Annotated in this window: 16 protein-coding genes; 7 read left to right on the plus strand and 9 right to left on the minus strand. The window is 62.0% G+C overall.

The window, feature by feature from the left end:
- Positions 1–3: 3 nt before the first annotated feature.
- From BLW03_RS09465 to BLW03_RS09485, 5 genes are read right to left on the minus strand one after another with little or no spacing between them, the layout of a single operon-like run.
- A complete protein-coding gene (locus BLW03_RS09465) occupies positions 4–1,188 on the minus strand; it encodes a c-type cytochrome (protein WP_074653612.1) in 1,185 nt (394 codons plus the stop codon).
- Complete coding sequence (locus BLW03_RS09470; protein WP_074653613.1) at positions 1,188–1,730, minus strand: DUF3341 domain-containing protein; 543 nt, start codon at positions 1,728–1,730, stop codon at positions 1,188–1,190. Before BLW03_RS09470 ends, BLW03_RS09465 begins: the two co-directional genes overlap by 1 nt.
- Positions 1,730–3,178, minus strand: coding sequence for an NrfD/PsrC family molybdoenzyme membrane anchor subunit (nrfD, locus tag BLW03_RS09475; RefSeq protein WP_074653615.1), 1,449 nt, complete (start codon positions 3,176–3,178; stop codon positions 1,730–1,732). The genes BLW03_RS09470 and nrfD overlap by 1 nt, the downstream gene beginning before the upstream one ends.
- A complete protein-coding gene (locus tag BLW03_RS09480; protein ID WP_244502028.1) occupies positions 3,178–6,324 on the minus strand; it encodes a TAT-variant-translocated molybdopterin oxidoreductase in 3,147 nt (1,048 codons plus the stop codon). The genes nrfD and BLW03_RS09480 overlap by 1 nt, the downstream gene beginning before the upstream one ends.
- 32 nt (positions 6,325–6,356) lie before the next feature.
- Entirely contained in the window at positions 6,357–7,289 is a 933-nt protein-coding gene (locus tag BLW03_RS09485; protein WP_074653618.1) for a cytochrome c3 family protein, read from the minus strand.
- A gap of 529 nt (positions 7,290–7,818) precedes the next feature.
- On the opposite strand from BLW03_RS09485, the gene BLW03_RS09490 reads away from it, so the two are divergent.
- The gene (locus BLW03_RS09490) at positions 7,819–8,535 is read left to right on the plus strand and encodes a DNA-3-methyladenine glycosylase family protein (protein ID WP_074655903.1); all 717 of its coding nucleotides are present in this window, start codon (positions 7,819–7,821) and stop codon (positions 8,533–8,535) included.
- Between the two features lie 39 nt (positions 8,536–8,574).
- Positions 8,575–8,742 (plus strand): hypothetical protein, encoded by a 168-nt coding sequence (locus tag BLW03_RS20630; RefSeq protein ID WP_170835007.1) that lies wholly within the window; start codon positions 8,575–8,577, stop codon positions 8,740–8,742.
- Between the two features lie 3 nt (positions 8,743–8,745).
- Here BLW03_RS20630 and BLW03_RS09495 read toward each other — a convergent pair whose 3' ends face one another.
- The 3 genes from BLW03_RS09495 to BLW03_RS09505 all read right to left on the minus strand — a co-directional run bounded on the left by BLW03_RS09495 (position 8,746) and on the right by BLW03_RS09505 (position 12,301).
- Positions 8,746–9,486, minus strand: coding sequence for a hypothetical protein (locus BLW03_RS09495; protein WP_074653620.1), 741 nt, complete (start codon positions 9,484–9,486; stop codon positions 8,746–8,748).
- Positions 9,487–9,548: 62 nt separating this feature from the next.
- Positions 9,549–9,908 carry a gamma-glutamylcyclotransferase family protein gene (locus BLW03_RS09500; RefSeq protein WP_074653621.1) on the minus strand — a complete coding sequence of 120 codons (360 nt, stop codon included), beginning with the start codon at positions 9,906–9,908 and terminating at the stop codon, positions 9,549–9,551.
- On the minus strand, positions 9,905–12,301 hold the full coding sequence (locus BLW03_RS09505; protein WP_074653623.1) for an OPT family oligopeptide transporter: 2,397 nt from the start codon (positions 12,299–12,301) through the stop codon (positions 9,905–9,907). Before BLW03_RS09505 ends, BLW03_RS09500 begins: the two co-directional genes overlap by 4 nt.
- A 169-nt stretch (positions 12,302–12,470) precedes the next feature.
- Here BLW03_RS09505 and BLW03_RS09510 point away from each other — a divergent pair, with 169 nt between their 5' ends.
- The gene (locus BLW03_RS09510) at positions 12,471–13,343 is read left to right on the plus strand and encodes a DUF5666 domain-containing protein (protein WP_074653625.1); all 873 of its coding nucleotides are present in this window, start codon (positions 12,471–12,473) and stop codon (positions 13,341–13,343) included.
- A gap of 184 nt (positions 13,344–13,527) precedes the next feature.
- On the opposite strand, the gene BLW03_RS09515 is transcribed toward BLW03_RS09510, so the two are convergent.
- Positions 13,528–14,730 (minus strand): MFS transporter, encoded by a 1,203-nt coding sequence (locus BLW03_RS09515; RefSeq protein WP_074653626.1) that lies wholly within the window; start codon positions 14,728–14,730, stop codon positions 13,528–13,530.
- A gap of 150 nt (positions 14,731–14,880) precedes the next feature.
- Between BLW03_RS09515 and BLW03_RS21135 the strand changes: the two genes are divergently transcribed.
- From BLW03_RS21135 to BLW03_RS09535, 4 genes are all read left to right on the plus strand, one after another.
- Positions 14,881–18,573 carry a TonB-dependent receptor gene (locus tag BLW03_RS21135; RefSeq protein WP_074653628.1) on the plus strand — a complete coding sequence of 1,231 codons (3,693 nt, stop codon included), beginning with the start codon at positions 14,881–14,883 and terminating at the stop codon, positions 18,571–18,573.
- A complete protein-coding gene (locus BLW03_RS09525) occupies positions 18,573–20,912 on the plus strand; it encodes a VWA domain-containing protein (protein WP_244502029.1) in 2,340 nt (779 codons plus the stop codon). Before BLW03_RS21135 ends, BLW03_RS09525 begins: the two co-directional genes overlap by 1 nt.
- A gap of 286 nt (positions 20,913–21,198) precedes the next feature.
- On the plus strand, positions 21,199–21,591 hold the full coding sequence (locus BLW03_RS09530; protein ID WP_074653629.1) for a VOC family protein: 393 nt from the start codon (positions 21,199–21,201) through the stop codon (positions 21,589–21,591).
- A gap of 82 nt (positions 21,592–21,673) precedes the next feature.
- A complete protein-coding gene (locus tag BLW03_RS09535; protein ID WP_074653631.1) occupies positions 21,674–22,777 on the plus strand; it encodes a Gfo/Idh/MocA family protein in 1,104 nt (367 codons plus the stop codon).
- Positions 22,778–22,898: the final 121 nt, after the last annotated feature.

Consider the following 22,898-nt stretch of genomic DNA (forward strand, 5'->3'; position numbering starts at 1 on the left):
CTGTTACTTGCTTGCTGCGAGGAACGCGATGATGTCATCCACGTTCGCCGTCGTAAGTTGCGGGAACGCCGGCATCTTCACCGGGCCCGTCTGCGCGCCGTTTGCAACCTGCGCGTGAATGTGTGCCGCGCCTACGCGGGCAACGATGCCCACCAGGGACGGAATCATGGGCGCCATGCCAGCGCGGTTCGGCTGGTGGCACACACTGCAATTTGCCATGTACAACTTCTGCCCGTTTGCGACATCGCCTGCAGCAGCGTGCGGTGCGGCAGCCGAGGGTGCACTGGCGCTCGCTTCCGTCTTTGCTGCAGCCGCCGTCGCAACGGTGGGCTTGGCTCCGGCTGGCAGGGCAGATGCCAGAGGAGCCGTCTTAGGGTTTGCTTCAGAGACCTGGGCCGGCTTTGCTGCTTCGGCTGCCGGTGCGGGCATGGGGGCAGGCAGCGGAGCAGCGGCCGGAGCGGAGCCCTTGATCTGACCAGCCGTTGCCGGCAGGTCCCAATCCTTGATGAAGCCGGCGGCAAAGCCTTCGTGCGCCTCGACGTCTTCCATCTTTTCGATCTTCGCTCCACCAGCATCTGCAGTGGTCGCGTGCTGGCTCAGCTGGAGTGCGCGAACATACGCGGCAATCGCCCAGCGGTCAGCCGGCTCGATCTGTCCGGAATAGTCCGGCATGGCGCCGTAGCCGTTGGAGATCACGTTGAAGAAGTGACCCAGCGGTGCAGAGCGCAGACGCTCCGTGTGGAAGTTGCCTGCTGGCATGAAGCCACGCATCACGATCATGCCGCGACCGTTGCCGGTACGCGAGTGGCATGCGGTGCAGTACACGTTGTAGCGCTCCTGGCCCCGCTCGATGAGCTCGGCCGTCAGCGGTACAGGCAGACCATCACCCTCGGCGCCGTTCACCATTCCTGTGCGGAAGTACGATCCCGCATCTTCCTGGCCGCGCGCGATCGTGCCCTGCACCTGCGGACGGACCGAACGGCCGTCTGCATAGAAGCTGGTACCGCGCTGCGGATAGAACTTCGGCTGGTTGTGCATGTCCTGACGGCAACCTGCCAGTCCGAGCATGCTGGCGCAGGCGATAGTTGCCGCGGCAAGCCGCTGGAACCGTGTCCCCTTTGCCCTGTCTGTCGCCTGCAACTCAGGCTGGGACAGTGTTCCGTGTTGCTTGATCCCCAGAGCCTGCATTACAGATCTACCTCCACCACGCTGATCGCGCGGAACTGTTCCAGGAACTGGCGTGTGTTTCCCAGGTCGAACTGGGGGTCAGTCGCCTCCAGGCACAGAAAGAACTTGTCATCCGTGGCGCCAATGCGGAAGTTCGGAGCATTGAACAGCGGATGGTACGGCTGCGGCAGGCCATTCAGCGCGAGCATCGAGAACGCTGCCGACAGACCTGCGAACAGAATCGTCCACTCATATGCCGGGATAATGAACGCGGGCCACGAGAACAGCGGACGACCGGCAATGTTCTGCGGGTACGAGATCGCGGACATCCATGTCTGCATGGTGAACGCAGTGGTCAGGCCCATCAGGCCGCCCAACAACGTCAGCAGGGGCACACGATTGCGGTGCACATCCAGCGCGCTGGCCGCTTCTTCTACGGGATAGGGTGTGTAGCACTCCATCCGGCGGAAGCCCGCGTCCCGCGCCGCGAGGGTAGCTTTCACCATCGCCTGCGGCGTATTGAATTCGGCCAGGAGGCCGTAGACTCCCTCTTCGACTGGCATTAGACAGTCTCCTCGACGGTTTCTTCCGCATCCATGCCGCCCGCAAACTTAGTCTGCGGCAGCATCATCTTGATTTCGTTCATCGGGATCATCGGAGCGAACCGAACGAACAGCAGGAACAGGCTGGTAAAGATGCCCATGGTGCCGATGTACAGGAGGTAATCCCACTTCGTCGCGCGGTAGGTGCCCCACGAGGATGGCAGGAAGTCGCGGTAGAGCGATGTGACAACGATCACGAAACGCTCAAACCACATACCAATGTTGATCACAATGGAGATCGTGAACAGGTAGGCCACGTTGGTGCGCAGCTTGCGCCACCACAGCGTGCCCAGCGGAAGCGCGATGTTGAAGAGGATGAGCAGCCAGTAGCCCCAGCCCATCGGTCCGAACATGCGGTTCCACATCATGAAGAACTCCCAGTGGCTCGCGGAGTACCAGGCCATGAAGACTTCCAGGCCATAGCCATACGCCACGATCAGGCCGGTGCCCAGCATGACCTTACCCATGTTGTCCAGATGACGCAGGGTGACCAGATCTTCCATGTGGTAGAACTTCCGGATCGGAATGGCCAGCGTGAGCACCATGGCGAAACCGGAGTAAATAGCACCCGCGACGAAGTACGGCGGGAAGACTGTCGTGTGCCAGCCCGGCAGAGCAGCGACCGCAAAGTCGAAGCTGATGACGGTGTGCACAGAAAGCACGAGCGGTGTGGACAGGCCGGCGAGCAGCAGCGATGCCGTCTCATAACGCATCCAGTGGCGGGTCGAACCGCGCCAGCCGAGCGAGAGAAGACCGTAGGCCCACTTGGCGAAGGGCAGCTGAGCCTTGTCACGCAGGGTGCCGAAGTCAGGGATCATGCCGATGTACCAGAACACAACCGAGATGGTCGCGTAAGTGGACACAGCGAAAACGTCCCAGCAGAGCGGCGAACGGAACTGCGGCCAGATGTTCATGGTGTTGGGCAGTGGCAGTAGCCAGTAACCCAGCCAGGGACGGCCGATGTGCAGGACCGGGAAGATACCGGCGCAGACCACGGCGAAGATCGTCATGGCTTCTGCGAAACGGTTGATCGAGTTACGCCAGCTCTGCTTGAAGAGCAGCAGAATTGCCGAGATCAGCGTACCGGCGTGGCCGATACCGATCCACCAGACGAAGTTGACGATCGCGAAGCCCCACGCGCCCGGGATGGTGACACCCCAGATGCCGACGCCCTTGAGCACCAGCCACGTGATCGCGATAACCGCCAGCGAAGCCACACCACCGGCCACGATGAGGCCAAAGAACCAGCCGAGCGGCGTGTGCGAGGTGAGGACGACGTTCGCGATCTTGCGCGTAACGCTCGTAAAGTTGTGGCCCGGCGCGAGTACCGCAAACTCACCCGTGATCGGATCGATCATGGGGTCGTTTACCGGGTGGCGGTACGGATCAATGACAGGTTTGGTCGCCATTACGCCATCTCCAGCTCAGGGTTCGGGTTGGACACGCCTGCGGTGTAGCTGGTCCGCGGACGGTAGTTGAGGTCAGCGAGAACCTGGTAGTTCCGCTCCTCTGCCTTGCGCCGAGCGACCCGGCTGCCCTTGTCGTTAATGTTGCCGAAGACGATTGCGTCGGTCGGGCAGGCCTGCTGGCATGCCGTGACGATCTCGCCGTCGCGAATTGCGCGGCCTTCCTTGTCGGCCTCGATCTTCACGGCCTGGATGCGCTGGGTGCAGTACGTGCACTTTTCCATGACACCGCGCGAACGCACGCTGACGTCTGGATTGCGCATGAACTTCAAGCTCTCCGTGTCGTAATCCGAGTACAGCAGGAAGTTGAAGCGACGAACCTTGTATGGGCAGTTGTTCGAGCAGTAGCGTGTGCCCACGCAGCGGTTGTAGACCATCTGGTTCAGGCCTTCCGGCGTGTGAACCGTTGCGCCGACCGGGCAGACCTGCTCGCAGCCTGCATTTTCGCAATGCTGGCAGAGCATGGGCTGGAAGTGCGCCTTGGGCGCGTGCAGGTCACCTTCAAAGTAGGTGTCGATGCGGATCCAGTCCATTTTGCGACCGACCTTGACCTGTTCGCGGCCGACGACGGGGATGTTGTTTTCCGCATAGCAGCTGACCACGCAGGCGTTGCAGCCAATGCAGGAGTTCAGATCGATCGACATGCCCCAGGCGTTCTGAATCTGTCCGGTGGACTTATCGACGTTGTCGTACTTCCAGGCCTCCGGGAAGAAGCTATCGTCCTTCTTCGGAGTCTCGTACAGGAGGTTGCCCTCATGCGCGAAGCCGGGATTCTTCTGTGCCTCTGCCAGGGTTGCCGTGCGGATGACACCGCGCTCCATGGCTTCGTGGCCAGGTTCGGAGATGGCTGCGTTCGGATCGGTCTTGACGGCGAGATCGCTCTGCGCGAACTTGCCACGGTGATCGAGGTCGTGCACCTGCGTAACGCAGAGGTCGTACTTGCCCTCAGCAGGCTTGACCTTCACACCGCTCTGAGCCCACTGCGCGTCGATGGAGCGAAGCTTGTTCGCATCCGAGCCGACATACTGGCCGACACGACCGAACCAGCGGCCACCACCGAGATGCACCGTGATCACGCCTTCCGGGTGACCGGGCAGGGCGAACGGCGGGAAGACGACCTTCTGACCGTTGATCTCGAGCTCGATGAGATCGCGCTCTTCGATCTTCAACGCGGCCATGGTGTCGATACCCATGATGGCGGCGTTGTCCCACGCCATGCGTGTGACCTGCTTCGGCAGTTCCTGCAGCCAGCCGTTGTTGGCGAAGCGACCGTCATAGATCGACGGATCCGCCTTGAAGGCAATCTCGTACGTGCCGGCAAGTGCTGCGCTCATGGTCGGGGCGATGCTGCCGCCCTTGCCGCTGACGCCAGACTTCGGCTCGAATGCGGTGCCTTCGACCCAGCCGTCATGCAGGGCCTTCTGCCATGCCGCGGCGTCGCCGCCCTTGGCGTAGGTCTTGAAGTTTGCCTGAACGACTTCGTGCGAGGTCATCTGCGCGTTGTCGAGGGCAGCCTGCAGCATGTCATGCGCAGTCTTGCCACCGTAGAGCGGATCGATCATCGGCTGGATGACGGAGATGGTGCCGTCATACGAGCGGGCATCGGACCAGCTCTCAAGGTAATGTGCCGCGTTGACGTGCCAGTGAGCGCGCTGTGCGGTTTCATCGAGGTACAAACCGTGGTGCGCGACGAACGGCACCTTGGTCATGGCATCGCCGAAGCGGAGGTCAGCCGGTGCGTTGTACGCCGGGTTTGCACCCAGCATAACGAGGACGCGAACCTGGCCGGCGCGCATGGCGCTGACGAGAGCCTTCAGATCCTGGCCGCCTACCGAGGGCAGAGCCTGGACCGTCTCGGTGTAGACCACGGTCGATCCGACTGCGCCGAGCTGTGCGTTCAGGGCATGCGCGGCAGCCTGTACCGCGGGCGAACTCTGCTCACCGGCGACAACGACTGCCTTGCTGCCAGCCTTCTTCAGGTCGGCAACCACTTCCTTGAAGAACTTCTCAGCCCACTCGCTGCCATTAAAGCCCGAACCGGAGACGAGTGCTGCTGCAAACTTTTCGATGTCGCTGGGCTTCAGGCCGAGGCGATGCTCTGCCTTGCCACCGGTCACCGTCGGCATGCTTTCGACGACGTACAGGCGGTTCATGACCTTGCCGGTCTCGTAGCGATGACGCTCAGCGTACGCAGCCGACATGGGCAGGAAACCCGGGAAGGCGTTGGACGAGAGGAAGTCGGCATCGAGCGACAGGATCACATCGGCATTTTCGAGCTTGTACTGTGCGTCGTAGAAGTCGCCCAGGGCAGCCTTCGACGCGATGCGTGCCGAGTCATTGTTGACGGGGGACCACTGCACCAGCTTCGCGCTCGGATACTTGGCCACGAACTGCTTCCACTGCGCCGCCAGCGAGGGCGAAACGATGGGCTCGCTCAGGACATACACGCCCTGGCCGCCACCGCTCATCTGCAGGGCACTGCGAAGCGCGTCCGAGAAAGCACCGAAGTCAGAGTTCAGCGTAGCGCCACCGACGTGCTTGATCACGTGGGCCGAGCGGTCCGGGTCATACAGGTCCAGCAGGGTCGCCTGGGTAAAGACGTCCGAACGACCCTTGGAGACCGGGTGCTCCGGGTTACCATCGATCTTGATGGGCCGGTACGCCTCGCTCTTCACCAGCACCGGTACAGCACCAGTGGGGAACGGATAGGCCGTTGCGAAGTAGTTCGGCTTGCCGAGGACGAGGTCTTCGGGCGACTTCACGTAGGCGAAGATCGGCTCGTCCGGCTGCTTGGTGCAACCGGTGGTTGCGGCCAGCGCCAGCGACGCGCCCATGACCTTCATGAAGCCGCGGCGGCTCACGCCGTCGGTCAGTTCGGATGCCTGCCGCGGAAACTCCTCGTGCAGCATGTCTTCAAAACCCGGCGCGTCGGAGAGCTCGTTCATGCTCTGCCAGAAGCGCTTTCCGTTCTTGCCGTCCAAGCGCTTGCGCACGTCGGCCAGAGTCAGCTTCGCTGACTGGATCGTCGTGACAACCGTCGTGCTGGCAGTCGCGGGGGCGGTTGCGTCGAAATTTACTGACTCAGCCATTCCGTTTCCGTTCTTTTCCGTGTACGAGGTGCTCATCGGTGGCAGACCTCGCAGCTCTGCAGCTCATTCGGGGTACGAATGCGGTACTTGTCCGCCAGGTAGGTTCCCAGCGCCTGTTGCGAGGTGAACTTGTGGTAGCTGGCTGGCAGGATCGCCATGGGCGGTACGTCGGTCATGGTCTTGCCCGCGCCGCTGAGTGCGTTGGGGGAAAGCTGGACGCCGCTGCCCTTGTTCGATTCGCCATCGCTGGTGCGAGCAGTTGCGTTGGGCTGCTGCTCGGCCTGCAGGAATGCCAGCTGCGGATTCACCGAGCCGGGGTCCTTCGTGGTGCAGGTGACTGCCTGTGCCGTGGGAGCGAGCTTGCCCGTCTCAGCGCACCAGACAGGCTTGTTGCTGGAGGCACCGGCCCATGCCATGTTGTAGATCTCACTGGTCGGACGGAGATTCTTGACCGGGTCACGATGGCAGTTGAGGCACCACTCCATCTGTAGCGAATTTTCCGCGTACATGATGGGCATCTCGTCGACGCGACCGTGGCAGCTGGCGCAGCCGATACCCTTGTTCACGTGAATCTCGTGGTTGAAGTACACGTAGTCCGGCAGGTCGTGGATACGGATCCACTGGATCGATTCGCCCGTCGCCCAGCTCTTGCGAACCGGCTCCAGCATCTGCGCGTTGGTCCAGATCTCTGCATGACAGTTCATGCAGGTCTTGGTCGGCGGAATGCCTGCGTAGGCCGACTTCTCCACCGAGACGTGACAGTACTGGCACTGAATGCCAAGACCCTCAACGTGGTGGCGGTGCGAAAACGGTACCGGCTGGTCGGCGCGCTGTCCCTGCTTGGTTACCCAAGGGGAGCGCTGCAACTGGTTCAACGCCACGCCCAGTGCGACCACGATCAGGCCCGTCAACACCAGAGCGGCGCGGGCCAGAGCGTTCGAACTGCGGTCAAAAACTTGCGCCATGAGTGCGTCCTGCTTCCTCTAGTCCGTCCGGCAATCGTTCGCCCGGCGGGGGAACGCTGTCCAGAATTCTTCAAAACACCCCGGGAAGAGCCGCAAAGTGGCTCTCCCTGTCCTGGCCTCAATACCTTTCGGTAAGGGCGGAGTCTAAGTCGGATTTCTACCAAAACTATAGCAGTGCAATGACCCGGATAAACCTGCGCCAGTACCCGCCTGAGCTACTTTCCTTGGTTCAACTTCGATAATCGAACCCAGCGAAAAGTGCCGCTGCACAATATCTCGTGCACGCATTTCCTAAGTGTCGAAATGACCACAATATGTACCTTCTCGCGGAGGCATCCTGCTTGTAAATTACGGCCAATCTGGTCCGAGTTCGATCAGGCGATGATCGGTCAGAGGACCTTCCCAAGAGTGCCCGAGGAACGCGCTAAGCGCGGTGACGATCATCACAAATTGTCCCCGATCGATATCATCCGGCTCTTAATTTCGGTACTTGAGCCATGCCGGTCCCGATATGGGAGACTGGGTGGCAATGCCGCGCATGACTGCCACCCGCAAGCCGCCCTATCGCGCCGACGAGGCCATCGCAGCGCTCTCTGCTGCAGACCCGAAGCTGGCGCGGCTGATCGAGCGCGCCGGGCCCTTGCGGCTGCGCATCTCCGGATCCCTTTCGCCGTTTGAGGCGCTGGCCGAGTCGATCATCTATCAGCAACTCCACGGCAAAGCGGCAGCTGCTATCCACGCACGCATGGTGGAAGGCTTTGTCGAGGTCTGCGGGATCGGCGTTCACCCGTCGCCGGAACATCTGCTGGAGTGCCCGACGCAGCAGCTGCGTTCCGCAGGCCTCTCCGCGAACAAGACGCTCGCACTGCGCGACCTGGCCGCCAAGACACTCGACGGAACCGTGCCGCCGCTGGCGAAGATCCGCCGCATGAGCGATGAGGCCATCATCGAGCACCTGACGCAGGTACGCGGGATTGGCCGATGGACGGTGGAGATGATGCTGATCTTCCGCCTGGGTCGTCCGGATGTTTTCCCTACCAGCGACTACGGCGTGCGCAAGGGCTTCGCACTGACCTTCGGCAAACTGAAGCCCACGGACAAGATCACGCCCGCCGACCTGCCCAAGCCTGCGGAGATGGAGAAGCGTGCGAAGAAGTGGCACCCCTGGTGCTCGGTGGCGAGCTGGTATCTGTGGCGAGCCTGCGACCTGGCCAAGCCTGATGCGGCGGCGAAGCAGCCGATTTAAGACTGTTCGAATCAGCGGCGTGTGACACTAGGGACACCCATGGGCTTCCTGCTAATGATCGCGCGCGCATTCATCAACACCTTCGGCATTACGCAGCCGAGTGCCCAGGGCGAGCGCAACATGGCTTATTACATCGGTGGCCTGCTGGGGCTGATCGTGCTGGGCATGATTGTCGCGCTTGCAGCTTTTCTGCATCTGCGCGGATAGAACTCAGCGCTCGCGCACCATCCGCACAATGCCATACTCCTGCGGCGGCTGGAAGAGTCGAGGATCCGGCTCACTCCGATTGATGGACTGCATATCGAAGTCCTGCGCTCCGCCCCGCGGCTCAAAGCGCTTCACCTGCACATTCAGGCCGAGCAACGGCGAATACCAAAGCTCCTTCACTGTGGGCTCCGCATCTCCGAGGCGTGGTGAGACGGAGATCTCATGCGCGCCCTGCACCTGCAGGCTTTCCATTGTCTTTTGACCAATACTCTCGCGCGTGATCTTCAGACCGGCAGGCGTGGTCATGCTCGCGGGCAGAGGCAACGGATCGTCCACGGGCAGTGACGCTGCACGCACGGTGCACAGCCTGCGGACCGGTTCGCAGACCGTCAGCTCTTTGCGCGCCGGGTCGTAATAGTCCAATTCCGAAAGACGTGTGACATCCGTGTTGCCGGACGGCGAGAAGAAGCGACGCTCCTGAAAGATCCGTCCTGTGCTGTCACGCGCCACGGTGCGGTGGTTGTACACCGTCACCTGCGAACCATCCTCCAAGCGACGTTTCCAGGTCGTCGTGACCGTCGCCTGGAATGGCGCACCGGGCTTCGCTGTAATCGTCAGGCTTTGGATCGTCTCGCGTGTGCCGCCGTCCGGCGCATACGTAACCTGCGCAGCCGCAGAGAGAGTTGACAGGGCGATGGCGGAAGCCAGCAGAGCGCTTCGCAGACTCTTCGCTGAAACGATCATGAGAGCCGAGCTCCTTGTGAGCGGCAGTCTACGGCACCCGATGAGAGACCGCATCGGAAATGTCAGGAAGGCGTGGATTGGCGGTTGTACCGGTAGACCCAGTGGCGCTCGATGCCGCCGTGGGTCATTCTCACATCGCGTAACTCGCGAACGAAAAGGCTGCCGGCATCTTTGTGCTCGGTGAACCCCTCGTACTCATCCAGCGCTCGCAACATCTCTGGACCTTCCGGAATGGCAAACACTTCGCCGGGTACAGATTCCAGTTCTCCATCGAAGACAAGGCCCGGATACTCACCCAGGTCGAGCAGACGTCCCTTCACCGTGCCGGTCCCGAGCGAGACGAACTGTCGCGTCAGGTGGCGAACCTCAGCCGGTGCACGGTCCGGATGCAGTGTCCCGTAGACGAACAAACCGAGCTTCATCCCTGCTCAAGCGGCTTGCGTGCGAAGTAGTAGAGCGAGAAGGCCAGCAGGGCGAACATTGCGATCGCGATGGGATCCCGGTACAGCGGGTTATGTTCGCTGAAGCGTGGGAAGAGCCAGTGGCCGCCGCGCTCTTCGGAGATGCTCTCCATGGCGGCGACCGCGACGCCCAGCAGACCGGTGATGCCGCCTGCCGCGATGAGGCCGCTGGCGAAGAGTGAGCCGGGGCTGATCTCGTCATTGTCCAGGTCGGTGAGCGCATCGTTGTTGGTGAGTGCGGCCTCCTGCTCGTCGACGGTGGGGAGGACGGGCATGCCCGCGTCGTCGTAGCGCACGACGACCGTGGTGCCGACTGGTGCTACCGCAACGGCGCGATCGGCAAGGGCCAGCGCACGGTCTCGCGCACGTGCCTTCGCGACCGCGGCATCGGCCATCCAGCGCACGATGCTACCGACGAAGATGGCGAGCGTGGTCGCGATGGAGAGGTACGCGCCGACAGCCAGTGTGAGCGAACGGATGCCGGCAAGTTCCACCGCCAGCACCAGCGCGACGCCCAGCAGCACGAGCGACCAGGGCAGCTTGCGCGACAGGATGCCGTTGATGACCGTGGCCATCAGGCGGCCCTGCGGAGCGGCGACCTTTTCACTGCCGATGCCCTGCACCCATTGAATCTCAAGCTTGCCGGTCTGCCGGTTCATCAGGTACTTGCCGTCTTCCAACTGCGCGGAACCGATGGCGTTGATGAGCTCATAGTTCGTAGCGTCATTCACTTCGTGCTTGCTGCTGCTGTCCTTCGGATCGACGACGCTGATGTGCGGGCGCGTAAAAGCACCCTTGTCCTGCAGCCCTTCCGGCAGTGCTGACAGGCTATACGTCGCGGACGTGGGCATGGGACGGAAGCTCTCAAACGCCTTGTTCATCGCGCTGAGTGTGAGGCCGATGACAAAGGTCGACACGACCACGCCGATCATCACGGCGAGCTGCGTCTTCCACGGCGTTGCGCCGATGATGTAGCCCGTCTTCAGATCCTGAGCGGTATCACCTGCGTTACTCGCAGCGATGCAGACCACGCCGCCGATGGTGATGGCGAGCGCTCCGAAGGCGGGTGCGGTCCAGCCCTGCACGAGAAAGATGGCGGCGGTTGCCATGAGTGTCGCGATGGTCATGCCACTGACCGGCGATGCGGACGATCCAACGATGCCGACGATGCGTGCGCTTACCGTGACGAAGAGGAATCCGAAGACAACGATCAGCAGCGCTGCTGCCAGGTTCGCCAGCGCCCCTACCTGCGCTCCAGGTACGGGCTTGAAGTAGAGGAAGGCCCACATGATGATGATCAGCAGCACCGATCCGCCGTAGACAAAGCTGTTCGGCAGATCGTGAGAGGTGCGTGCGATCGTATCCGTGGTGTTGCCTGTGGTGGTCGCCGCGTTCTTCTTCGCTTTGAGAGAGCCGGTCACCGCGCTCACGATGGTCGGCAGCGTACGCAACAGCGTCAGGCAGCCCGCGGCGGCCACGGCGCCCGCGCCCATGGGGCGGATATACGTGCGCCACAGGTCGCTGGGGCTCATGTCATGGATGGGCACAGTGCCGGGATAGAGCGGCGCGGTCAGGTGCGATCCGAAGAAGTAGATGGCAGGCATCAGCACCAGCCAGCTGAAGACGCCGCCCGCCAGCATGATGCCCGCGATCTTTGGCCCGATGATGTAGCCGACGCCGAGGTATTCCGACGTCGCATCCACGCGAATCGAACCGCCCTTCAGCAGGTGCTGGTCGCCGATGTCGAAGTTCTTCGTCGGGGTGCCGGGCCAGAGCTTGAGCAGATTCTCATTCTGGAAGAGCGTGTAGAGCGACCCGAGCCCCATGCCGAGAAAGATGCGTGAGGCAAACGATCCGCCACGCTCGCCCGCGATCAGCACGTCCGCGCACGCCGTGCCTTCGGGATACAGGAGCGTTCCGTGCTCCTCGACAATGAGTTGTCGTCGCAGCGGAATCATGAAAAGAACGCCGATCCAGCCACCGAAGAGTGCCAGCGCAAAGATGCGTGCGTACTCCAGGTCAAAGCCCAGGAAGATCAACGCGGGCAATGTAAAGATGACGCCGCTGGCGATCGACTGGCCGGCGTTGCCGGTGGTCTGCACGATGTTATTTTCAAGGATCGACGACTTGCCCAGGACACGCAGGATGGAGATCGACAGCACCGAGATGGGGATCGAAGCCGCGACGGTCAGTCCGGCCTTCAGGCCCACGTAGACCGTGACCGCGCCGAACAGAATGCCGAAAAGCGCGCCGATCAACACGGCGCGGAACGTCAGCTCTGGCCGCGACTCGTGCGCGGGGACAAACGGTCGGAAGGCTGGGGTCTGCGGCGGGGGTGCGCTGGTTGTGGCCATCTGCGAATCACTCGGGTGTTGACGTTCCTGTGCCACTCGGCGCAAGTGGAGCGAGTGTATCAGCGCCGCGCAGTTCGGCGTCATGGCATGATTCCGACGAACGCACCGCGTCTTTCCGTGAGAAAAAGCGTCTGAATGAGCACGCGCCTGTGCGCATGAGGATCTGGAAATGAGCCGCAATCCCTGGAAGTCTGCCGTTCTATGCTGTGCTTTTCTGTCTGCCGTAAGCCTTTCTGCCATGGCGCAGAACGCAACCACCGGGGGCGATCAGCAACCGCAGCCCGATGCCCAGACGGGTGCGCAGGCCAGTGCACAGGGCCGTGGCCCCGGCGGCCCTCGTCGCGCCGGTGGTGGCGTTCGCGGCACGGTCACAGCGGTCAGTGGCGCGAATGTCACGGTGAAGGACGAAGCCGGCACCACGTGGACTGTCATCACCACGGACAACACGCGCATCATGCGGTCGCAGCAGGTAACCCCAATCAGCAGCGTGCAGGCGGGCGATGAGCTCATGGCCATGGGCATGCCCGATGCCGAGAAGCACGAGCTGCACGCCATGATGGTGATGGATGTCAGCGCGGCCGATGTCGCCAAGGCCAGGGCCAACATGGGCAAGACTTACATCGTCGGCCGTGTCACCGCGATCGACGATACGAAGGTCACGGTGATGCGCACGGACAAGGTTTCGCAGACGATCAACCTGGACGAGACCACTTCCCTGCACAAGGGCGGCCGTATGAACCCGGACGCCATGCGAGCTATGGGAGTGGACGCGGGCATGATGGGTGGCGTGGGTGGCGGGATGGGCATGGGGGGTGGACGTCGAGGAGGTGGCCAGGGTACGCCGGGCGCCGGTGCTCCTCCACCCGAAGCAGGTGAGGCCATCACGCTTGCAGACGTGAAGGTCGGCGATAGCGTCCTTGGCATCGGTTCGATCAAGGGCGGCAGCTTCGTTCCGACGGATCTGCGTGTGCAGGACCGGCCGATGGGTGGACGCCGCGGCCCGGGTGGCAGTGGTGCATCGCCCGCAGCACCACCGCAGTAAGGGCTCAGACGGGTGCCCCATTCTTTCGCGGCCCCATCGTGAAGGGTGGGTATTAGCACGAAGTGCGAACCGCCTTTCGCCCGGCGGCATCCTCAGCCCTAAGGGGAAAGGTCGCGCTAACGCGCGATAGCCCCACCCTTGCTTTCGCAAGAATTGGGCGCCCGGATTTGGAAGCCACTTCCGGTCAAGCTGCCTGTTTGGCACGTCCGCGAAGCCAGATCAGCCATGCGCCAAGCACCATGCAGACGGCGACACTGATCCCTGCATCGGCAAGCATGCCGCCGGTAAGGCCGTGCAGATCATAGATGTGCGAATCGATCAGCCCCATGTAGGTGATGGGCACACCGCTGGCTGCCATCAGCAGCGAGAACTGCGTACTAGCCAGCGGGTTGTCGCTGCCGATGCTTTCAAACGCGATGCCCGCCTCGACGGAGAACGCGGACGCCTGGAAGATGTTCTCGCCAATCAGTGCAAGCGCGAAGACCCACGGCATGCGCGGCATCGCCCACACGCCGAACGTAAAGAGCGCGCCGACCACACCGATGGCCAGGTAGAGACCTTTCAGCGGGATGCGACGCGCGAGGATCGGTACGGCGAGACTACCCGCAAGGCCGGCAAGCAACACCCCGATGCCGCCGGAAAAATTGATGACACTCGCGCTCGCATGAAAGTCTGCGCCCACACCAGCAAGGATGTTGCAGAGCGCAAACGACGCTGCCGGCATCAGGAAGAGGACCAGCACGATCAGCACTGTGCGCCGACGCAAAAGCGCGACGATCTCCCCGAAGAACTGGCGGAAGCTCTCACTGGCTAGGCGCCGGTCCGGCCCCGGCGCGGGTACGACGAGGTAGATCAGCGTTGGCAGCATCATCATGGCAGCGAGCGCCGCCGCCGCCGCCGCTGGGCGCAATCGAAAGACCAGGTCGCCACCGACCAGGATCATCAGCCCGCCAGCGCCGGTGTTGCCAATGGCGAACCATGCGCCCAGCTTTGCGTCGTCCTGCCGCGAGATCAACGACCCCATCCATCCGCCCACGGCGGCCTGCAGCAGGCTGGCAGCGGCGTAGGTGGCCACCATAACCATCTCGACCAGGAAGGAGTTGCCGTGGTGCATGACCGTGACGGCAACGCCGCTGGATGCGAGCGCGGCGAAGACGAGCGCGTAACGCCTCCGGCTGAAGCGGACATCGAGCATGGGCGAGAGGAAGAAGCTCCACACCAGTGCCAGCAGAATCCAGGCCACGATGGCGCCGATGCGACCACCGGAGACGCCCTGCGCAGCCAGCATCTCCGGCAGGACCACGCATGCAAAGCCGCCGGCCATGCCATAGGTTGAATTCGTCAGGCCCAACAGGAAGATGGGCGGCAATTTTGCTCTGCGATCCAAGATGAATTTCCTGTGACGATATTTCACACGCGCCGTTTACATCGGCAACCGTTAGCTTTCCTAACCAAATCCACCGAAACAAACGGGATGGCGCCTGCGTCTGTACTCTACAGAACAACGGCACGGCTTCCATACTTGTGAGGTTTACTTTTGCGCGCACGCCGTCCATGGCAGCGTCTTTCTCTGTCGGCTCCACTGCTCAGCGGCGCGATGTTCAGCGCTGCCATGCTGCACGCGCAGGTGACGACTCCGGCACCGGATGCGGCGGGACCCCCATCGCCCACGGCTCCCCAGTCGACGACCGCACCGGCCGAGGTCCAGGGCGGCATCATCACGGGTACGGTCACCAGCAGCACCACGGCAGACAACAGCGGCAAGAAGCCCACGGGAACACCGCTGCCGGGCGTGACGGTCACGGCGACGAACACTCTTACAGGTAAGAAGTACACCGCTGCGACCGACATTACGGGCAGCTACCGGATGACGATTCCGCGCAACGGGCGCTATGTGCTTCGCGCCGAGTTCGCCGCATTTGCACCCGTCACCGCAGAAGTTCTGCTGAACGCCACACAGCATGAGGGCAAGGCAGAGTTTGCGATGGAGCTGGCATCGCGCGCTGCGGCACGTGCTGCCGCAGCCGGGGAAGGCACCGGCATCACTGCTCTCGCGGGCGGATTGAGCGCACAGGCGCTGGGTCGAGGCCTGCAGGCCCTGCGTGCAAGTGTGGGGGGCGATGCCGACACAATTGCCAGCGGCGGCGCGGGCGCGGAGACCTCTGCGCTGCCCACCATGGCATCGCTTGGCGGTGCGGATAACAGTGGTTCGGATTCGGTTGCCATCAGCGGACAGGGTGGCCAGATCAACGGCCTTGCAGGCTTCAACGAAGACGACCTGCGGGACCGCATCCAGGGCGCCATTGCCGACGCGCAACGCAACGGTGGTGCGCAGGGCGACATCGCCAATTCCATCGTCAGCCTCATTGGCGGCATGGCCACGGGCGGTCCCGGAGGCTTTGGCGGACCGGGTGGCGGCGGTCCTGGAGGCTTCGGCGGCGGACCGGGTGGCGGTGGTGGTTTTGGTGGAGGGGGCTTCGGCGGGGGTGGTTTCGGCGGACGCGGCGGGGGTGGCTTCCGCAACTTCAACCCGACGGCGATCCACGGCAACGTTTACTACACGGCCGGCAACGGTGCCCTCGATGCAACGCAGTTCTCCATCACCGGCAACGCTCTGAAACCCGGCTACAGCACCAACCGCTACGGCATCGCGCTCAACGGCTCCCCGTACATCCCGGGGCTGACCAAGCCGAACACCAAGCAAAATCTCTTTCTGAACTGGACTGGCCAGCGCAACGAGAATCCGGTCAACATCTACGCGACGGTGCCCACACTGTTGCAGCGCACTGGTAACTTCAATGGCCTGACGCAGACAACCAACGGCGTCGTCGCCCCGGTGCTGCTCTACAACCCTGCTACCGGCACCACCTATGGCGACTGTTCCAGTTACCTGAATCCAGGCTGCAACGTCATCACCACGCCGCTCAGCGCGCAGGCACAGGCGCTGCTGCAGTACATCCCCACGCCGAACACGACCACCACAGGCACGGGCACTACCGCTGAGAATTACAACTACCAGCGCATCACCACGGCAGGGTCGAACAACTCGCAGATCTCTGCCCGCTTCACGCGTGCATTTGGCGCATCGGCAGGTCAGGGCTTCGGTGGTGGTGGTCGTGGGGGTGGCGGAGCCCGCGGCGGTGGTGGGCAGCGCGGCCAGGGTCAGCAGAACGTTAAGATGCTGCGTCAGAACATGAGCGCGAACTACTCCTACTCGCACTCGGCCAGTGATCTGCGTGGATTAATATCGGCGCTGGACGGTAAGACCGAGAGCAACGGCTACAACCTGACCACGGGCTACCAGCTTAGCTACGGCCGGTTGAGCAACAGCTTCACGCTTGGCTGGAACCGCGCGCACGCCATCACGACAAATAACTTTACCTACGGACAGGTGGATCCGGCACAGGCTGCTGGCATCAGCATCCCCAAGCCTGTCACAGCGCAAGCCGGTCTCTACAACGGCGTTCCGGGCATCACGCTCAGCAACTTCACCTCTGTCTCGGACACGCAGCCCGCGAACCGACTCCAGGAGACCTTCAGCCTGAGCGACGTGGTGAGCTGGCGCCACGCCAAGCACAACTTCCGTTTCGGCTTCGATCTGCGGCGCGCGCACAACGACCTGATCGCCGGCAGCAACAGCCTGGGGCAGTACAGCTTTACAGGGTACGCGACGAAGAACCCAGCCACCGGCAGCAGCACCAGCGCGGCGGTCAGTGGATCGTCCTTCGCAGATTTTCTGCTGGGTGCGCCGCAGAACTCCGCGATCCAGACAGGAGCGCAGAAGATCTACCTGCGCGAGTGGGTCTACGACGGCTATGCCAATGACGACTTCCGCGTCTCCAGCAACATCACGCTGAATGCGGGCCTGCGGTATGAGTATTTCTCACCTTATATCGAGGAAAACAATCGCCTCGTGAACCTGGATCACAATGCGGACTTCACCGCCTTCTCCCGCGTCACACCGGGTGTTACCGGCGTCTACAGCGGTGCGTTCCCGCGTTCGCTGGTGCAGCCGGATCGTTCGCTTATTTCGCCACGATTGGGCATTGCATGGCGTCCGAAGTGGACGAAGAACACCGTGATCCGGGCTGGCTATGGCATCAACTTCAACACGGGTCAGTACAGCAGCTTTGCGAATTCGCTGGCGTACCAGCAGCCCTTCGCCGTTACACAGAACAATGTCGCAGCGACGCAGGGCTGCGGCACGTTTACGACTCCAGGCACGACGGTCACAAATAACTTCACACTGACCAATGCCTTCAACTGCACCAGCAGCACGGTCCTGCAGAATACCTTCGCCATCAATCGCGCTTACCGCCTGGGCCGCGTGCAGGCCATCAACATGGATATTCAACGGACGCTGCCGTTGGGTACAGTCCTCAATATCGGCTACAACGGGTCGTTCGGCAGCAGCCTGGATCTACGCCGCGCACCGAACCGTAGCGCCACGACTGTCATCAGCAATGCGCAGTCGATCGTCTACGAAGACTCTATCGGCGAGTCGCGCTTTCATTCGCTGAGCGTCAACCTGCGCAAGCGACTGCAGAAGGGTGTCTCCATCCAGGCGACGTACCAGTACGGCCACTCCATAGACGACGCCAGTTCGATCGGCGGCACGGGGAACAACACCATCGTGCAGAACGACGCACGCATCGACCTGGAGTTCGGCAACAGCACCTTCGATGTGCGGCACAAGGTCACTGGCAACTATGTCTTTGAGTTGCCCTTCGGACCGAACCGGCTATTCCTGAACAAGGGCGGCAGGTTGTCCCGCGTGATGGACGGCTTCAGCGTGAGCGGCAACTTCACCTTTGCCACCGGCACGTATGCCACGCCGCAGTATCAGAACTCCATTGCGCAGGCCGCCACCGGCAACAACTATACGCTGCGCCCCGACCGGGTATTTTTGCAACCGATCGCAGGCGCGGGGACTCTGCGCAGCTGGTTCAACACCGCGGCGTTTGTCTCGCCGTCAGCCGCAGCGGTCTTCGGCACAGCATCGCGCAACAGCATTCAGTTGCCCGGCACCATCAGCAACGACATGTCCCTATCACGCACGGTCGCGCTGGGCGATCTGCGCAACTTTGAGGCGCGTGTCACCGCATCGAACGTCTTCAACACCGTTCAGTACAGCGGCATCAACACGGTGCTGAACTCGTCCACCTTCGGCCAGGTCACCGGCACCGCTGCACCGCGCAAACTCAGCTTTCAGGCGAGGTACAGGTTCTAATGACGACGCTCCGAACCCTAGCCTCAGTAGCGCTTTGTGCCACGCTTGCGGTTCCGCAGACCAACGCGCAACAGACGCCTGCGCCGCAGACCACGCAGCCGCCCGTGCAACTGAACACGCCGATGCAACAGGCTCCCGCACCGCAACCAGGAGCACCTGCATCCACCGGCACGACGATTCAGCAGGTAGGCAACAGCACGTCAGACAGCTTCACCCTGCGCGTCAACACGCAGCTTGTTTTGACGAACGTCGTTGTCCGCGACAAGAAGACGGGCAACGTCATCCGCGATCTGAAGGCGTCTGACTTCACCATCCTTGAAAACAACAAGCCGCAGAAGATCACTTCGTTTGATTTCCAGACGGTCGACGCGGCCGCGCGCCTGAATGAAGCGACAGTCAGTGGTACGTCGCCCACCATCGCGCAGATCCTTGATCGCAGCATGGGCGCCGACGCGAAGCAGCTGCGCGACCACCGCCTTATCGTGCTCTTCTTCGACCTGTCCAGCATGCAGGATGAGGACATTGACCGCGCTGTCGCTGCCGCGCAGGACTACATCAAGAACAAGATGGCGCCAGCCGATCTCGTTGCCGTTGCGAGCCTCAGCACAGCACTCACGCTCGACCATGACTTCACCGCGAACAAGGCCGATCTTCTTCGCGCCGTCGACAAGTACAACGGCAGCAATGAATCAGGCGCCTTCGCCGCCGGTGCTACGTCGACCACCGACGTCACCAGTGACGACACCACCGGCTTCACCGCGGATGACACCGAGTACAACAACCTGAACACCGACCGCGAACTGTATGCGATCCAGTCGATCGCGAAGTCGCTCGAACGGCTCGACCAGCGTAAAAGCATGCTGTACTTCTCCGGCGGCCTTGCCCGCAACGGTATCGAGAACCAGGCGAGCATGCGCGCGGCAACCAACGAAGCCGTCAAGGCCAACATGGCCATCTACACGGTGGATACGCGCGGGCTGGAAGCGTTGTCGCCGCTCGGCGACGCCTCCTCCGGATCGCTCCGCGGTACCTCTGCGTACAGTGGCCGAGCCATGCAATCGCGGCTCGACTCCAACTTTGCCTCGCAGGAGACTCTTGGCACGCTCGCCTCCGACACTGGAGGAAAGTTCTTCAGCGACTCCAACGACTTCGGCCCGGCGTTTCAGCAGATCCAGCACGACACCGAGGCGTATTACATCCTGGGCTTCCGCTCCTCTGATCCGAAGCGCGACGGCACCTTCCGCCACCTGACCGTGAAGCTGAACCGGCAGGACGCCAAGCTGGAGTACCGTCCCGGCTACTACGCTCCAGCAGACTTCCAGCACCAGAAGACGGAAGACCGCGAACTCGCACTGAGCGAACAGCTCAAGAGCGATCTGCCCGCCGTCGATATCTCGATGTATCTCGAGGCCTTCTACTTCCGCGAAAACCCCAACCTGTACTACGTGCCCATGTCGCTCATCGTGCCGGGCTCGCAGATCCCGTTCGTGAAGGCGAAGGACCAGGACAAGGCCACGCTGGATGTCATCGCACAGGTGAAGAACGCGCAGGGCATCGCCGTGGGCAATGTGCGCGACACGTTGAAGCTCGCGGTTGATGGCAACGTCGGCGCGGCTCGCCGCAACATCCAGTACTCCACCGGCTTTTCGCTGGCACCGGGGCACTACCACGTGAAGTTCGTGGCGCGTGAGAACGAGACAGGCAGCATGGGATCGTTCGAAACGGACCTTGTTGTCCCCGACCAAAAGAAGCAGTCGATGAAGCTTTCCAGCGTCGTTGTCAGTTCGCAGCGCACGCCCGCAGCGCAGCAGCCACGCCGACCCGGCCCCATGCCGCCGGGCATGCAGGCGCCCGTGAATCCGCTCATCCAGGATGGTCAGCAATTCGTACCCAACGTGCCGCACGTCTTCCGCCAGGACGCACATCTGTACCTGTTGTACGAGCTCTACGATCCGGCGAAGGAAGCGACCGCGGCAGCGGCCCAGGCGACGACACAGGCTGCCGCGCAGCAGAGCGGCCTGAAGGCACGCCAGTCGGCCGGTGGCATCCGCGTCCTCACGTCCATTGAGTTCCTGCAGAACGGCGCGAAAGTGCTGGAAACACCCATCGTCGCAACCGATGTGCTGAACGAGCCGGAGCGCGGCGCGGTGGCCTTTAACTTCGACGTACCGCTCGCGCAGCTGAAACCCGGCACCTACATCTGCCAGGTAAATGTAATCGACGATGCCGCGGGGGCGTTTATCTTCCCTCGGCTTGCGTTGAAGGTCGTGGCGCCACCGGCGGCGGTTGTGCCGGGTCCTCCGACGGCTCCGGCACCACCGCCTCCCGCAGGCAATTAGCCCTTCAAGATTTGTCATCTTGAGCGGAGCGCAGCTAATTTGTCATCCTGGGCGAAGCGTAACAAAGCCGATTTGTCATCTTGAGCGGAGCGCAGCGCAGTCGAAAGACCTGCATTCTTCTCCTGTGGCACAAATGTGGATGGACTGCCATAAATATTTGTGCCGCTCCATGCGGAATGCAGGTCCTTCGACTGCACTTCGCTTTGCTCCGTTTCGCTCAGGATGACAAATTTATTGTGCTGCCTCCGCTCACGATGACAGATCGATGGCACGTTAGATTGGATCTATGGCCACCACACGCGACATCCTTCTGCAGACGCCGCATCTGCAACAGGCCACAGACTTCTACCGTGACGTCCTTGGCCTGGAGGTCTTCCTGACCACGCCCGGCATGGTGGGCATGGAGGCCGGCAGCTTCCGCCTCTTTCTTGAGGACGCCGAGCCGCTCGGCCCCGTCCTCGAATTCCTGACGGACGACTTCGACACCACACGACGCGATCTGCTCGACCACGGCTGCACCCTGATCGTGGAGGATCCGGAGATTCCGCGCTGCTATCTGCGTGACCCTTTCGGGCTGATCTTCAACCTGGCATTGAATCCTCTCGCCAACCCCACCGCGCAGGCCGACGCGGACGACCCCACGCTCGACCGGGGGAACGAAAAGCCTCCACACTACTGACGCGCCACGCTGAGACATTACTTTGCGAGTCAAAGAAACCCTGCGCTAGACTGGTGCGCACCTCAGGGAGACCCCTTTCGTCATGCTCAATCGCCGTGACTTCGCCCGTCTTGCCGCTGCCACCGCCGCCGCTGCCACGCTTCCCTCCTCGCTGCTCGCACAGGCAGCGCCGCCGAAGAAGATCCGCTACGCTGCGATCGGGCTTGGCCGCATTTCGCTGCAGCACTTCATGCCGGGGACGAAGGCCAGCCAGTACGGCGTGATCACGGGACTTGTCAGCGGCCATCCTGAGAAGGCGCACAAGTATGCCGCGGAGTATGGCGTGCCCGAAGGCAACATCTACACTTACGAAAACTTCGACACCATCAAAAACAACCCCGACATCGATGCGGTGTATATCGGCCTGCCTAACAACATGCATGCGGAGTACACGATCCGTGCCGCGCAGGCGGGCAAGCATGTGCTGTGTGAGAAACCCATGGCGAATACGCCCAAAGACTGCGAGGCCATGATTGCAGCCTGCAAAAAGGCGAACCGCAAGCTGATGATTGCCTACCGCTGCCAGCTGCAATCGACCTGGCTGCAGGCAAAGCAGATGATCCACAACGGCGTCATTGGCAAAGTACAAGCCATCGAAAGCGCCAACGGCTTCAACATTGCCCCGGGTGAGTGGCGCAGCGATGCGAAGTTTGCGGGTGGCGGACCGTTGATGGACGTAGGCATCTATTCCCTCAACGGGTGCCGTTTCCTGCTGGGCGAGGAGCCGAAGGAGATCTCCGCCTACATGTACACGGACCCGCAGGATCCCCGCTTCAAGGGCGTCGAGGAGACTTTGGGCTGGACGATGAAGTTTCCGTCCGGAGTCATTGCCATCTGCAACACCACGTATGGCGCCAATATGGAAGGATTTACCCGCGTCCACGGGAGCAAAGGGACGCTGGAAATCTTTGGCTTCGGCTACGAAGGCATCCACATGACCGTGACACACAACCTGCCCAGCGGTCCCGGTCGCGCGGAAGAAACGCAGGTCGACAGTAGCAAGGATCCTGCGCAGTTCGTCGTGGAAAGCGACTATTTCTCCCGCTGCATTCTCGACAACAAGGAACCCGGTCCAAACGGCGAAGAGGGCCTGCGCGACCTGCAGCACATTGCGAATATCTATGCTGCAGCACGCCGATCCGCCTAAAGAACTGCTCTCGAACTTCGGGCATGGTCGTTTTACCGCTTTACTGCGAAAAATTGTCTTATTCTGACCTCGCCACGTGGGCGGGTATTCTAGCGTTGAGCTTTTCGTGTGGTTGCAGGCA

It is taken from the genome of Terriglobus roseus (assembly GCF_900105625.1).
Classification (GTDB): domain Bacteria; phylum Acidobacteriota; class Terriglobia; order Terriglobales; family Acidobacteriaceae; genus Terriglobus; species Terriglobus roseus_B.